We start from the raw sequence: 13,922 nt of genomic DNA on the forward strand, positions 1-13,922 counted from the left end.
TTCCCGACCCGCCGGGCGCCGCCGCGCGTCCGGCACGCCGCCCGCGGGCCCGTACCCTGGTGACGTGCCCTCCTCGCGCCTGCGCCGTGTCGCCGTGCTGGTCCTGGAGGGGGCGAAGCCGCTCGATGTCGGCATCCCCGCGCAGGTGTTCACGACCCGGGAGAGCATGCCGTACGAGGTACGGGTGTGCGGCGCGGCCCCGGGGCTGGTGACCGGCGGCGACGGGCTGGCCTACCACGTCGCGCACGGCCTCGACGCGCTCGCCTGGGCCGACACCGTCTTCGTGCCCGGCTACCGCTTCCCCGACCGCGAGGACCCGCCCCGCGAGGTCGTCGCGGCGCTGGTCGCCGCGCACGACAGGGGTGCGCGGCTGGCCGCCATCTCGACGGGGGCGTTCGCGCTCGCCGCCACCGGGCTGCTGGACGGCCGCCGGGCCACGACGCACTGGCACTACACGCGCGCCCTCGCGCGCCGGCACCCGCTCGTCCGGGTCGACGAGAACGTGCTGTTCGTCGACGAGGGCAGCGTGCTCACCTCGGCCGGCGCCGCCTCCGGCATCGACCTGTGCCTGCACGTCCTGCGCGGCGACCTCGGCATCGCCGCCTCCAACCACGCGGCCCGGCGGCTGGTCGCCGCCCCCTACCGCAGCGGCGGCCAGGCGCAGTACGTGCCGCGCAGTGTGCCCGAGCCGCTCGGCGAGCGCTTCGCGGCGACCCGCGAGTGGGCTCTGCACCGGCTCGGCGAGCCGCTCACCCTGGAGGCCCTGGCCCGGCACGCGGCGGTCTCCCCGCGCACCTTCTCCCGGCGCTTCGCCGAGGACACCGGCTACACCCCGATGCAGTGGGTGATGCGTGCCCGTATCGACCTGGCCCGTGAGCTGCTGGAACGCTCCAAGCGCGGCGTCGAGCAGATCGCCAACGACGTCGGGCTCGGCACCGGCGCGAACCTGCGGCTGCACTTCCAGCGCATCCTCGGCACCACCCCCACCGAATACCGGCGGACCTTCGCCCGGGGGGAGTAGCGGGCCCGTCCGCGGCCCGGAACACCCCTGGCGCGATCCTTGCGAACCATGGCGCTCGGGCCACGGCCATGCCCGGAGCTGCCGCGCGAGTCTGGTGGTGCACCGAAGGGACGAAGGGACACCACACTCATGACTCGCATCGCCATCAACGGATTCGGCCGCATCGGCCGCAACGTGCTGCGCGCCCTGCTGGAGCGCGGGAGCGACCTGGAGGTCGTCGCCGTCAACGACCTCACCGAGCCGGTCGCCCTCGCCCGACTGCTGGCCTACGACTCCACCGCGGGACGGCTCGGCCGCCCGGTCACGGCGGAGGGCGACACCCTCGTCGTCGACGGCCGCCGCATCCGGGTGCTCGCCGAACGCGACCCCGCGCAACTGCCGTGGGCGGAGCTGGCCGTCGACGTCGTGCTGGAGTCGACCGGCCGCTTCACCTCGGCGAAGGCCGCCCGCGCCCACCTGGACGCCGGAGCCGGCAAGGTCCTCGTCAGCGCCCCCTCCGACGGGGCCGACGCCACGGTCGCGTACGGCGTCAACACCGAGGTCTACGACCCGGCCGCGCACACGATCGTCTCGAACGCCTCCTGCACGACCAACGCGCTGGCGCCGCTCGCCGCCGTCCTCGACGAACTGGCGGGCATCGAGCACGGCTTCATGACCACCGTGCACGCCTACACCCAGGAGCAGAACCTCCAGGACGGCCCGCACCGCGACCCCCGCCGGGCCCGCGCCGCCGCCGTCAACATCGTGCCCACCACCACGGGCGCCGCCAAGGCGATCGGCCTCGTGCTGCCGCGTCTGGACGGCAAGCTCTCGGGCGACTCGATCCGGGTGCCCGTTCCGGTCGGCTCGATCGTGGAGCTGAACACCACGGTGGCGCGCGACGTGACCCGCGACGAGGTGCTGGCCGCCTACCGGGCGGCCGCCGACGGCCCGCTCGCCGGGATCCTCGAATACGCCGACGACCCGCTGGTGTCGTCCGACATCGTGGGCAACCCGGCGTCGTCGATCTTCGACTCGGCCCTCACCCGGGTCGACGGGCGGCACGTCAAGGTGGTCGCCTGGTACGACAACGAGTGGGGCTTCTCCCACCGCGTCGTGGACACGCTGGAGCTCCTCGCCGCCGGCTGACCGCCGGGCCGCCGCGGGTCCGGACCCCGGTCCGGACCCGCTCGCCGGACCCGCCGGGCGGACCGTACGATGATCGGCAATGCCCGGTCGTAGCGCAGAGGCAGGCGCATCCCCTTGCTCAGGGGAGGACGCCGGTTCGAATCCGGCCGCCGGGCAGGCAAGCGGGCGGGACCCCGTAGCGCAGAGGCAGGCGCGCCGTCTTGGCAGGACGGATACGCCGGTTCGAATCCGGTCGGGGTCACGGTCCCACGGTCTCGGACGAGGGGAGCGGGGCGTGACGGGGGAGGGACACGTCCCGGACGACGAGCTGGCGGCCTTCCACCGCACGGTCGGCCGGCTGCGCGCGCTGGCCGCCGACGACCCGGTACGGCTGCGCGCCGAACAGGTCGCCGCGTCCTTCGTGCGCGACGGCCGCCGGCAGCGCAAGCGGGTCCGCGTACAGGAGCGGGCCGACAGCGAGGCCGCCGTCGTGGGGGCCACCGCGACCGGGGCCCGGGAGCGGCGCGAGGACGCGCCGCTCGCACTGCCCGCCCCCGGCACCGGCGGGCCCGGCGACTACCCGCGGCCGCGGCGCTGCTACGTCTGCAAGTCGGCCTACCGGCAGGCCGATTCCTTCTACCACGCGCTGTGCCCGCACTGCGCCGCCGACAACACCGCGCGCCGCTCCCTCGGCACCGACCTGCGCGGCCGGCGGGTGCTGCTCACCGGCGGCCGGGTGAAGATCGGCTTCCAGCTCGCGCTGATGATGCTCAGGGACGGCGCCGACGTCCTGGTCACCAGCCGCTTCCCGCACGACACGCTGCGCCGCTTCCGGGCCGCCGAGGGAAGCGGGCACTGGCTCGACCGGCTCACCGTCGTCGCCGTCGACCTGCGCGACCCGCGCCAGGTCATCGGGCTGTGCGCGGACCTGACGGCGGCCGGCGAACCGCTGGACATCCTGGTCAACAACGCCGCCCAGACCGTGCGCCGCCCGCCGGAGTCGTACGCGGCGCTCGCCGCCGGGGAGAGCGGGCCGCCGCCCGCCGGGGTGCTGTACGCCCCCGGGTACCGCCCGATGTCCGCCTTGCCGGGCGCGCGCACGCAGGGCACGGCCGGTGTCCGGGCGGTGCTCGGCCTCGCGCCGCAGGGCGGGGCGGGCGCCCTGACGGACGAGGCTGGGCTGCTGCCCGACCTCGCACCCGCGAACTCCTGGTCGGCCAGGATCGGCGACCTCGACCCGGCGGAACTGCTGGAGACGCAGCTCGTCAACGCCCTCGCCCCCGCCCTGCTCGCCGACCGGCTGCTGCCGCTGCTGCTCGCCTCGCCGCGCCCGCGTCGCTACATCGTCAACGTCACCGCCGTCGAGGGCCGGTTCGCGGTGCGCAACAAGACCTCCGGCCACCCGCACACCAACATGGCCAAGGCCGCCCTCAACATGCTCACCCGCACCAGCGGGCCCGAACTCGCCGCCCGGGGCGTCCACATGTGCAGCGTCGACACCGGGTGGATCACCGACGAGAACCCGGCGCCGAAGAAGTCACGGATCGCCGCCCACGGCTTCCGCACCCCGCTGGACGTCGTGGACGGCGCCGCCCGCGTCTACGACCCGATCGTGCGCGGGGAGGCCGGGGACCCGGTGTCGGGGGTCTTCCTCAAGGACTACCGGGAGGCGGAATGGTGACGCCGGGCCAGGAGGACGCGGGCGGGGCGTTCCCGGGCGCGGGGGAGTACGCCGGGGTGCCGCCCGTGCTCCCGCGTTCCGTACGGGACCTCGCGCCGCTGCTGGCCTGGCTGCGCACCGGCGGCCCGGCCGACGGACGGCTCGACTTCCCCGCCGGGACCGCGCTGCCCGACGGGCGGCTCGACCTGTGCAAACAGGCCCTCGGGCCCGAAGGCGCCCGGCTCGTCGCGGAGGCGCTGCGGCCCACGGCGGACGCGGCCGGGACGGCGGGAACGGCGGCGGGCGGCGTGCGGCACCTGCTGCTCGGCACCGACGGGCTCGGCGACGAGGGGGCGGCGGACATCGCCGAGCGCACCGCGGGCAGTTCCGTGGAGACGCTCTACCTCGGCTGCAACGGCATCACCGCCGCCGGGGCCTGCCGGATCGCCGACAGCGTCCGGGCCTCGCAGCACGTCGTCACCGGCGTGTGGCTCAAACGCAACCCGCTGGGCACCGGCGGCGGGCAGGCGGCCGCCGAACTCGTCGCCGCGGCGGCCGCGCTGCGCACCCTCGACCTCGTCCAGACCGGCCTGGACGCGCCGGGCGCGGTGGTGCTGGCCGAGGCGCTGCTCACCGCGGCCGCGGGCGGCCGCCGCATCGAGCGGCTCTACGTCGGCGGCAATCCGCTGGGCGCCCCCGGGGCCGCGCCGCTGGCCGCCCTGGTCGCGGCCGGGGCGCTCGGCGAGCTGTACGCGTCCGCGTGCGGGCTCGGCGACAAAGGCGCCCTGCTGCTGGCGGAGACGCTCGAACGCGCTCCCCACGGGCGACTGACCCGGCTGTCGGTCGCCAGCAACGGCATCGGGCCGCGCGCCACCGCCCGGCTGGCCATGGCCGCCGCCGCGGCCGGTGTGGAACTGCTCGACTTCGGCCGGGTCAGGGCCGCGGGCACCCTCGGCGCCCCCGACAACCGCGTCGACACCGAGGCCGCCACCGCCATCGGGCGGGCCCTGGCCGCCGCCCCGCACCGGCTGACCTATCTCGTGCTCTCCCACACCGGCATGCGCAGCCGGGAGGCGCACCGGCTGCTCGACGCGGCCCCGGCGGCGGCGAGCGCGACCCGCTTCGTCCTCGGCAAGGGCGTCGCCACCAGCGTGCGCCGCCGCCTCGACGCGCTCAGCGCCCATGTGCCGATGCCCGCCACACCGCCCGACGTCGCGGCCGTCCGCAGCGTCCACCGCACCGCGCCGCCCACGCCGGGCTGACCTGCCGCTGACCTGCCGCGGACCGGCGCGGGACGCGGGGGCTCAGCGCGGCAGCGCGGCGAACACCTCGATCCAGAAGCGCTGGTGCGCGTCCGACGCGCCCACCAGGTACGTCGCCCGGAGCTTGGGAGGCAGCAGCGCCACCAGCCGCGTGACCGCCTTGCGGTGCCGCCGCAGTTGCGACAGCTCGGCGTTGGCGATGACCTGGTGCACCACGTCGCTGTCCGCGCCGCCCTCGCTGGAGCCCTCGGCCGCCTGCCGCAGCCGCTCCTCCCAGCGGCCGACGTCGGCCGCCAGCTCCCGCAGGCCCGTCACCGGCCGGTTGCTGAGCCGCTCGGCCAGCGCGGTCAGCGGGACGGGCGCGTACTCGCCGTCACCGAGGTACACCGTGCCCATCTCCAGCGGCAGCCCCCGCTGGTGCAGTTTGACCAGCCGCTCCATCGTGCGCTTGGTGATCCAGGCGCGCCCCTCCTCGTCGATGTCGTGCTTCCACCACTCCAGCACCGTCTCGGCCACGGCGCCGTACTTGGCGATCAGCCACTCGTTCGCCGGGATGTCCTGCGGCTCCACCGTGAGCGAGGCGGTGAAGCGGGTGGCCTGGGCGATGTTGTTGCGCGCAACCTGGAGCTTGCGGCCCAGGTGGTACGGCGGGTTCTGCAGGGCTATCTGCGCCCGCAGCCCCGGTATCGGGCGGCCCGCGAGGGACCACTCCTGGGTGATCTCCATGAGCTTGGCGAACGCCGCCTTGTCCTTGGGGCGGTTGTACTCGTCCCAGACGATCACCTTCGGCTCCGGCCCGGTGAAGCCCTGGGCCAGCAGGTTGTCCAGCGACCCGTCGGCGGTCGGCACCGGGGCGCACAGATCCTCGACGTTGGTGACCGGCAGCGAGAAGTACAGCGCCTCCCGGCCGCCCAGCTCGTCGCGCACCGTCTGCCGCACCAGCTCCGTCTTCCCGCAGCCGGGCGGGCCCTGGAGCAGGACCGACCAGCGGTTGCGCAGCGCGGCCCGCAGCACCTTGCGCACCGGGTCGGCGACGGTCGCCGGGTTCGGCACGCCGAGCGCGGCCGCGAGCCGGTCGAGCACCTCGGCCGTGCGGTCCGGGCCCGGTCTGCCGTCGGGCTGCGGCTCGGTGAGCCGCAGCCGCTCGCCGTTGACCAGCGGCAGCCCCCAGCGCAGCGGGAAGCCCTCGCGGGCGTTGGCCAGCACATGGTCCACCGTCCGCGGCGACAGCGCCTCGCGCAGCGCCGGGGACAGGGACGCCCACACCGCGAACACCCCGGTCAGATCCCAGTCCCGGTACTTCTGGGCGAGTTTGACGCGCCACGCCGTGTCGTTGGCGGTGATCCGGACGGTCACCATGCGGTCCAGGATCGCGAGGTCGCTGCGCCGGGCCGCGGTCTCGGCGAGCGACTCGTTGTCGGTCAGGAAGACGCCCACGCAGCCCAGCGCGCGCAGGTCGTAATCGCCCAGCGTCCAGTTGCACGCGACCTGCATCAGCTGGCTCTGGATCGTCTCGCCCGCCTGCAGCGAGTCGTCGATGAGCAGCACGAAGGGCCTGCCCGGCTTCAGCTGGCTCATCACCAGCTGGCGCAGCACCAGTTCGCCGGTCGCCGGGTCCCGCACGGGCGCGTTGACCAGCAGGTCGTCGGGGGTCAGGTTCGCCGCGGGGACGAAGACCAGCGCGGCCTGCGGGTAGGCCTCGGCGATGTGCGAGAAGAAGGTCGCGGTCTTGCCGATGCCGTGCTCGCCGAAGACCTGTCCGGTCTGGCCCATGTCGATCATCGCGTCGATGAACGACTCCAGCCGGGAGACGGCCGCCGCGCCCTCCGGCGGCCGGGGGTAGGTGGCGTTCGGCCGCCACGCGCGCGGCACCGGGGGCGGGCCCGGCGGCGGGGGCGGGGTGACGGTGGTGGTCATGTCGATCCTGTCGTGACGCGATGGCAGGCCATCGGCGGGTGGTGGGCGTCGGGCCAGTCGTCGCCGCCCTCGGTGATGAGCCAGATCCACTTGTCCGGTTCGGCGGGGGTGATGTGCGGTGCGTAGCCGTCGGTGAGGACCACCACCGCGTCCGGCCGCTCCTCGAAGAGCCGCCCGTCCACGGGTGTGCGGCCCTCCACGTAGTCGGCGACCGCGGCGAAGCTCGTGCCGCCCCCGCCGTGGACCCGCTCGCCGGGGCGGAAGGGCATCACCATGCCGTCGAAGGACAGCCAGTGCGCCTGCACCCCGTCGATCCCGCCGACCAGCTGCGTCAGCCAGTGCACCACGTGGCCGGGCATCGAGCCGGAGGTGTCGTACGCGACGACCAGCACCTTGTCCCGGACCGGGCCGCGGCGCGACAGCATCGGGTCGGCGCCGAGCGCGGCCAGCAGCGCCCCGCGCTTCTTGGGGTAGACCAGCCGCTCGCCCTCCCGCAGCCTGGACGCGAGGACGTCCACCAGCCAGCGCTGCCACCAGTCCACCCGGCCGGTGGCGGCGGCCGTGCCGCGCAGTACGCCCGCCCCGAGCCGCCCCCACAGCCGGGAGACGCGCTCACCGGCCCCCTCCGTGCGGTTCATCAGGTCCAGCAGTTCGCGCTCGGCCCCGGCGTGCCCGCGGCGCGCGGCCAGCAGCGCGTTGAGCAGTACCGAATCGGCCGTCCCGGCCACGGTCTCCTGGTCGGCGGGCACCGACGCGTCGGTCAGGTGCAGACAGAGCGGCTCGGGCACCGGCGGATGCCGCATCCGCTTCAGCTCGCGGAAGACGGACATGTCGGTGGCGGTGAACGCCGCGTAGTCCACCGGATCCCGGGCGTGGGCCAGCAGGTCCTCGGTGTAGGCGCGGTGGACGCCCGCCGGGTCGATCCCTGTGGGCTCGCCGTCGACCAGGGGCAGGGTGTCGCTGCCGAGCCGCACCATGGCGACATGGTTGATGGACACCTCCGCCGCGAGGGTGAAGACCGGGTCGGCCCGCAGCTCCGGTTCGGCGAACAGGTGGCGGTGCACCAGATGCCGCGCCTCGTGGAAGAGCACGAACTTCACCCCGTCCAGGCCCAGGGCCACGAAGAACTCCGGGTTGTACAGCAGCAGGCAGCTGCCGTCGCCGCTCGCCACCACCGCGGCGGTGCCGACCGCCGTGGTCGCGATCTGGTGCCGGCACTTCGCGTACAGCCAGGACGCCACCGCCGACTCGCGCAGCCCGAAGTCCAGCAGCGCCGCCTCCTTCAGCCGCCGCGCCTCGGCCGTGACCTCCGCGTCGGCCGGCCGCCACCGCTCCAGTGCCCGGCGGTCCGCCAGGTCGACGACACGGCGGTGCCGCACCCGCTCCCCGTACCCCATGTGCCCTGCCCCCCCGTGCTTGCCCTGCTCCGATCCGACGCATCCATTGGTACCAGCCGGCCGCGACAGTGCCGCCGGGTTTTCCACAGGGCTGCCACGTCCTAGGATCGCCACGCGGGGTCGTAGCGCAGAGGCAGACGCTCGGTCTCCAAAACCGGATCACGCTGGTTCGAATCCAGCCGCCCCGCACCCTCCGCCGTCCGGTCCGTACCGGCGGATCGACGCAACGCGCCGCGCCGGTACGGCGGTTCAGGCGACGGCGCCGGCCGTCACGACCAGTTCCGGCACCGTCCCGGCAAACGTCGGCAGCAGTTGGGCCGCCACCGCCCACGCCTCGGTGTTCCCGCCGAGCCGCTCGCGGACCAGCGGCCGCAGCTCGTCCCGCGCCTCCCGCAGCCGGGCCGGGAAGGCCCACCGCCCGGCGGCGAGCACCTCCAGCACATCCCGCGCGGGGCCCCATTCGCGGACGTACGTGCCCGGCCGGGAGATGATCCCGGCCTGCCGCATCCGGTGCGCGAACGACGGGTGCCCGGCGCCGAGCCGCTCCCGCAGCGCGTGCGGGCAGTCGATCCGGATCGCCAGCGCCCAGCGCGCGTAGCCCGGCAGCGGACGGGCGCGGTCCGCGGTGTCCACCGTGTCCCAGTGCTCGCGCCGGACGAGGGCGGCGGCCGCCCGTCCGGCCTTCATCGTCGTCACCGCGCGCAGCGCGGCGACGGCCTCGTCGGCGCCGACGTCGGCGAGTTCGGAACGCGCGGTGCGGACCTGCCGGGGGACCTGGAGCAGCTCGCCGCCCGGGTCGCCGAACGGCAGGCCCAGCCGGATGTCCCGGCGGACGGCCGGGCTCACCCGCGCGCCCATGTAGACGATCTCGTTGATCTCCGGCCGGTCGCACTCCAGCATCCACAGCGCCACAGCGGCGGGCACCCGGGCCGCCGCGACCCACCGCACGGCGCTCCACAGCGCGGGCGGCCGGACGTCCCGGGGATCGTCCTGCCCGTCGGGCAGGCCGAGCCGTTCCCGTATCCGCTGCTCGTCGCCGGGGTCGGCCGCCGACAGCAGCGCGTCCAGTCGTGCGTCCGTCACCCGCACAGGGTACGGCCCGCCACCGACAGTGCGGCGTCCCGGCCTCCCGCCGCCCGCCGGTGGGGAGTTCGCGGCTTGCGGCCGGGGGTCACTGCCCGACCCGGCCGTCGACGCACTCGCGCAGCAGGTCGGCGTGGCCGCTGTGCCGGGCGTACTCCTCGACCCGGTGCACCAGCATCTCCCGGATCGCGATCCCCTCCGCGCCGACCCGCTCGCCGGGGTCCGGGTGGGCGGCCAGCGCCGCGTCGGTCGCGGCCTGCTCGCGCTCCAGGTGGGCGTAGGCGGCCTCGACCACGGCCGGGTCGGCGACGGCACCGAGGAAGTCGGTGTCCTTCGGGCCGTAGAGCTTCGGCTCCGGTTCGCCCTCGCCGAGCCAGTTGCGCCAGTCCCGCTCCGCCTCGGCGAGGTGCCGGAGCAGGCCGAGCAGCGACATGGTCGAGGGCGGTACGGAACGCCGGGCCAGCTGCTCCGCGTCCAGGCCCTCGCACTTCATCCGCACGGTCGTCCGGTAGTGCGTCAGGTAGTCGTGCAGCGTGGCCACCTCGCCCTCCGGGCTGCTGCCGCTCTCGCGCGGGTCGTCGTCGGGGTCGGTCCACATGTCGGGGTAGACGGTGGCCTGCGTCCATCGCTCGGGTCGATCGCTCATGACCCGCATGCTCGACCGTCACCGCGTCCCCGCGCCAGTGGGTTTCGCCGGGACGCGCGGACGGCCCGGGACACGGGGGGGGGGAGCCGCACCCCCGTGCCCCGGGCCGTCCCGATCAGGGCCCGAGGGGTCAGCTCAGGGCGAACTGCTGGGCCGCGGAGGCGTTGCAGTCCCAGATCTGGAGCCGGGTGCCGTTGGCGGTTGCCCCGCTCGGGGAGTCCAGGCAGCGGCCGGACTGCGGGTTGAAGAGCGTCCCGTCCGAGCGCTGGTTCCAGACCTGCCCGCCGGCGCCGTTGCAGTCCCACAGCTCGACCTGGGTGCCGTTCGCGGTGCCGTTGCCGTTGATGTCCAGGCAGCGGCCGAGCGTGCCGAGCGAGCCGTTGGCGTTGTGGAACCAGTGCTGGTCGACCGCCCAGGACTGGCAGTCCCACAGCTGTACCGCGGTGCCGTTGGTGCCGGTGTCGTCGGACGCGACGTCCACGCACTTGCCGCCGGGGGCGGCCACCGGGGCGCCGCCGTTGACGCTGAAGCGCTGGGCGGCGGAGCCGTTGCAGTCCCAGATGCGCAGCCGGGTGCCGTTGGCGGTGGCGCCGTTCGGCGAGTCGAGGCAGCGGCCGGACTGCGGGTTGAACAGCGAGCCGTCCGCGCGCTGCACGAACTTCTGGCCGCCCACCCCGTTGCAGTCCCACAGCTCGACCTCGGTGCCGTTGGCCGTGCCGTTGCCGTTGATGTCCAGGCAGCGGCCGATCGTGCTCAGCGAGCCGTTGGCGTTGTGCGCCCAGTGCTGGTCCTCGGCGTAGGTCTGGCAGTCCCACAGCTGTACCGCGGTGCCGTTGGTGCCGGTGTCGTCCGCGGCGACGTCCACGCACTTGCCGCCGGGACCGGTGATCGTCCCCTGCGGGCCGCCCGGCACGTTCGTCTGCCCGCTGTAGCCCGCCGCGACGACGTTCGCCTGCACGGCGCTCTCCGCCGCGTCGGTCGGGTAACCGGCGACCATCGCGCCCTCGAAGAAGGTGCCCATGTTGCGGTTGCTGTTGTCACCGCCGGTGCCCAGGATGATGCCGCCCTCCTGCTGCATGGGCCGGTATCCGCTGCGGGTCGGCAGCCCGCCGCTCCACCAGGTGGACAGCCCGCCGCTCTGCGCGTTGCCGCCCTTGATCGCGTACGTGGTCTGGCCGTTGTTCTTCAGCACGGCGGTGACGTACGGGCTGCTGTTGCCGAGGTTGGCGGTGTTGGAGCCGTTGTCGCCCTGGAACATGCCGTTCTCCATGTCCGCCTCGACCCAGGGGCCCGAGCCGGTGCAGGGGGAGAAGTAGCAGGTGGTGGCGATGCTGACGGCGTCCATGTGGCCGTTGCCGGTGTCGTACGGGGTGCTCTCGGCGTTGCCGTAGTCGAAGCAGCAGTCCGATCCCACGTGCGTGCCGCTGGCGACCATGTAGACGCCCTCGGGCTGGCCGTTGACGGCGACACCCGAGGCGACACCGGTGTAGCGGTAGCCGACGCCCGGCGAGACCCAGATGCCGTAGACCTTGTGGCCGCCCGCGTGGACGGCGATCTCGCTCGCGTCCGCGCCGCGGTCCGCGCCGCCCGCGCCGCCGGCCGGGCCGGGCAGCAGGTCGTTGTGCCGGCTCGTCTGGTCGTAGACCTTGCTGATGCGGCAGGTGGTGCCGCCGCAGAAGGTGTCCTGGTGCTCGGCGTCGGCGTAACCGCCCTGGGCCAGCAGCCCGATGTCGGCGGTCGCGCCGTCCGAGGCGCGGGTGACCTGGTAGAGCGGGCCGTTGTAGCCGGAGAAGAGAGCCCGCACCGTGCTGTGCGCGGCCACGCAGGGGGTGCCCGCGGACGCGTAGATGTCGCACGGCAGCGAGCCGGCCGCCTGGGAGGTGGCCGGCAGCGCGAGGAGGGTGCCCAGCACCAGCGCCAGGACGGCCACGGCCGACCCGAGGGCATGGGCCGGGCGGCGCAGCACCGCCGTGAGGAGGGCCGCCGCACGGGACGACGCCGTGCGGCCCTGCGGGATGTGCGGGGACATGGTGCGGGGGGTTGCCGTGCCGGGTGGTGCGGACGTGGCACGTGGTGTCTGTCGCATGACGCGCTCCTGTGGAGTGGGGGAAGGGAGCTGCCGCCCGGCCACCGAGCGGCGGGCGGCGGTTGCCGACCCGCTGGGCGCCGTGCAGGTGGCGGCGGCGGAGGCACCACCACCGCCGCCACCCGTCAGAGGGTCGTGCACTGCGCTCGTTCGATCATGCCGTTCAACGATGTAAAGCGTTGGGCAGCACGATGACAGCATGCCTCGCGCGGCCTGTCCAGACCTTTCGCAGCGGCAATCGTGTTCGCCGCCACAAGGGGCCGCAGGCTGGGTGACGCTCTCTCAACCCAACCGCTTGAACAGGCCATTTAACGCTCCGTTGGTGAACTGTGGCTGCTCGGAGCGGGTCTGCGGGGGTGTGGCAGGGCCTGCGGACGGCCCTCGCGAGACCTCTTCCGGGGCCCTTGCGGGGACGCTTTTCGTACCGCGTCTTGACACCTCGCTGTCCGATACTCGATCGTCCCTCTACATCGTTGTACGGCTCCGCTCCCGCCCGGTCCGCCCTCCCCGCACGACCGGTCGGAACCCGGTTCCGCCCGTTCCCCGGTCGCCGGCTCCACCCGTTCCCGACCGCTCGTCACGACCACCTCGATGAGGATGTGATCCGTCGTATGACCACCCGTCCGCCGGCCCGGTCCGTCGCCGCCGCCGTGCTCGCCGCCGGCCTGTGCCTGGCCGCCTCCGCCTGCACCAACTCGGGCAACGACTCCAAGGCGTCGGACCCCTCGTCCTCCGCGGCCGACAACACGGCGGCCGCCCAGCAGGTCGTCACCCCCACCGACTCCGCGTCGGGCGCGGGCTGCGGCTTCCAGCAGTACGGCGGCGGCGTCCCCAAGCTGGACATCACCGACGGCAGCACGGTGGTCGGCTTCTCCCAGTCGGAGTCCACGAGCAACCCGTTCCGCGCGACCGAGACCAAGAGCATCGAGAACGAGGCCAAGAAGCTCGGCGTCAAGCTCATCGAGCGCAACGCCAACGCCGACGTCAACACGCAGAACTCGCAGATCGAGGACATGATCGCGCAGGGCGCCAAGGTCCTGATCGTGGCGCCGGAGAACTCCGACGGCCTCGGCCCGGCCCTCGCCCAGGCCAAGGCCAAGAAGATCCCGGTCCTCACCATCGACCGGACCGTCACCGGCACGGCCTGCACCGACTTCGTCGCCTTCATCGGCTCGAACTTCTACGGCCAGGCGCAGATCGCCGCCGACGACCTCGCCCAGGCCACCGGCGGCAACGCCCATGTGGCGATCCTGACCGGCACCCCCGGCAACAACGTCACCACCGACCGCACCAAGGGCTTCCAGGACCAGGTCAAGGCGAAGTACCCGAACATCAAGGTCGTCGCCTCGCAGACCGGCAACTTCGCCCAGACCGACGGCCAGAAGGTGATGGAGCAGCTGCTCCAGGCGCACTCCGACATCAACGCCGTCTACGCCGAGAACGACGAGATGGCGCTCGGCGCCGTCCAGGCCATCCGCGCCGCCGGCAAGACGCCCGGCAAGGACGTCAAAATCGTCTCCATCGACGGCATCCAGCAGGCCGTCCAGGACGTCGCCGCGGGCCAGCTGGCCGCCGACATCGAGACCAACCCGCGCTTCGGGCCGCTCGCCTTCCAGTCCCTCCAGGACTTCTACGGGACCAAGGGCGTGCCGGACAAGGTGATCATCAAGGACGGCCACTTCACCACCGCCAACGCCCAGCAGGCTCTCGACCAGGGCCTCGTGTACTGACGCCGGGCCCGCC

Annotated in this window: 10 protein-coding genes and 3 tRNA genes; 8 read left to right on the forward strand and 5 right to left on the reverse strand. The window is 74.1% G+C overall.

Annotated features, from left to right (window positions below):
* The first annotated feature begins 64 nt into the window (after positions 1-64).
* From ACH4PY_RS30080 to ACH4PY_RS30105, 6 genes are all read left to right on the forward strand, one after another.
* Positions 65-1,021, forward strand: coding sequence for a GlxA family transcriptional regulator (locus ACH4PY_RS30080; RefSeq protein WP_398189844.1), 957 nt, complete (start codon positions 65-67; stop codon positions 1,019-1,021).
* A 129-nt stretch (positions 1,022-1,150) separates the two neighbouring features.
* Positions 1,151-2,149 carry a type I glyceraldehyde-3-phosphate dehydrogenase gene (gene gap / locus ACH4PY_RS30085; RefSeq protein WP_398189847.1) on the forward strand — a complete coding sequence of 333 codons (999 nt, stop codon included), beginning with the start codon at positions 1,151-1,153 and terminating at the stop codon, positions 2,147-2,149.
* A gap of 81 nt (positions 2,150-2,230) precedes the next feature.
* Positions 2,231-2,305, forward strand: a tRNA-Ser gene (locus ACH4PY_RS30090).
* A gap of 13 nt (positions 2,306-2,318) precedes the next feature.
* Positions 2,319-2,390: transfer RNA gene (locus ACH4PY_RS30095), tRNA-Ala, on the forward strand.
* Positions 2,391-2,423: 33 nt separating this feature from the next.
* Positions 2,424-3,809 carry an SDR family NAD(P)-dependent oxidoreductase gene (locus ACH4PY_RS30100; RefSeq protein ID WP_398189850.1) on the forward strand — a complete coding sequence of 462 codons (1,386 nt, stop codon included), beginning with the start codon at positions 2,424-2,426 and terminating at the stop codon, positions 3,807-3,809.
* Positions 3,803-5,050 carry a ribonuclease inhibitor gene (locus tag ACH4PY_RS30105; RefSeq protein WP_398189853.1) on the forward strand — a complete coding sequence of 416 codons (1,248 nt, stop codon included), beginning with the start codon at positions 3,803-3,805 and terminating at the stop codon, positions 5,048-5,050. The genes ACH4PY_RS30100 and ACH4PY_RS30105 overlap by 7 nt, the downstream gene beginning before the upstream one ends.
* A gap of 42 nt (positions 5,051-5,092) precedes the next feature.
* Here the strand turns inward: ACH4PY_RS30105 and ACH4PY_RS30110 are convergent, their stop codons facing one another.
* Positions 5,093-6,967 carry an AAA family ATPase gene (locus ACH4PY_RS30110; RefSeq protein WP_398189856.1) on the reverse strand — a complete coding sequence of 625 codons (1,875 nt, stop codon included), beginning with the start codon at positions 6,965-6,967 and terminating at the stop codon, positions 5,093-5,095.
* Complete coding sequence (locus ACH4PY_RS30115) at positions 6,964-8,364, reverse strand: hypothetical protein (RefSeq protein ID WP_398189859.1); 1,401 nt, start codon at positions 8,362-8,364, stop codon at positions 6,964-6,966. Before ACH4PY_RS30115 ends, ACH4PY_RS30110 begins: the two co-directional genes overlap by 4 nt.
* Positions 8,365-8,478: 114 nt before the next feature.
* Here ACH4PY_RS30115 and ACH4PY_RS30120 point away from each other — a divergent pair.
* A tRNA-Trp gene (locus ACH4PY_RS30120) sits at positions 8,479-8,553 on the forward strand.
* Between the two features lie 60 nt (positions 8,554-8,613).
* Here the strand turns inward: ACH4PY_RS30120 and ACH4PY_RS30125 are convergent.
* The 3 genes from ACH4PY_RS30125 to ACH4PY_RS30135 form a co-directional block, all read right to left on the reverse strand.
* On the reverse strand, positions 8,614-9,447 hold the full coding sequence (locus ACH4PY_RS30125; RefSeq protein ID WP_398189862.1) for a hypothetical protein: 834 nt from the start codon (positions 9,445-9,447) through the stop codon (positions 8,614-8,616).
* 88 nt (positions 9,448-9,535) lie between these two features.
* On the reverse strand, positions 9,536-10,093 hold the full coding sequence (locus ACH4PY_RS30130) for a DUF664 domain-containing protein (RefSeq protein WP_398189865.1): 558 nt from the start codon (positions 10,091-10,093) through the stop codon (positions 9,536-9,538).
* A gap of 130 nt (positions 10,094-10,223) precedes the next feature.
* Complete coding sequence (locus tag ACH4PY_RS30135) at positions 10,224-12,122, reverse strand: arabinofuranosidase catalytic domain-containing protein (protein WP_398189982.1); 1,899 nt, start codon at positions 12,120-12,122, stop codon at positions 10,224-10,226.
* 668 nt (positions 12,123-12,790) lie between these two features.
* On the opposite strand from ACH4PY_RS30135, the gene ACH4PY_RS30140 reads away from it, so the two are divergent.
* Positions 12,791-13,909: an ABC transporter substrate-binding protein gene (locus ACH4PY_RS30140; RefSeq protein WP_398189868.1), complete on the forward strand. Its 1,119-nt coding sequence runs from the start codon at positions 12,791-12,793 to the stop codon at positions 13,907-13,909.
* Positions 13,910-13,922: the final 13 nt, after the last annotated feature.

It is taken from the genome of Streptomyces sp. NPDC021224 (genome assembly GCF_044332905.1).
Classification (GTDB): Bacteria; Actinomycetota; Actinomycetes; order Streptomycetales; family Streptomycetaceae; genus Actinacidiphila.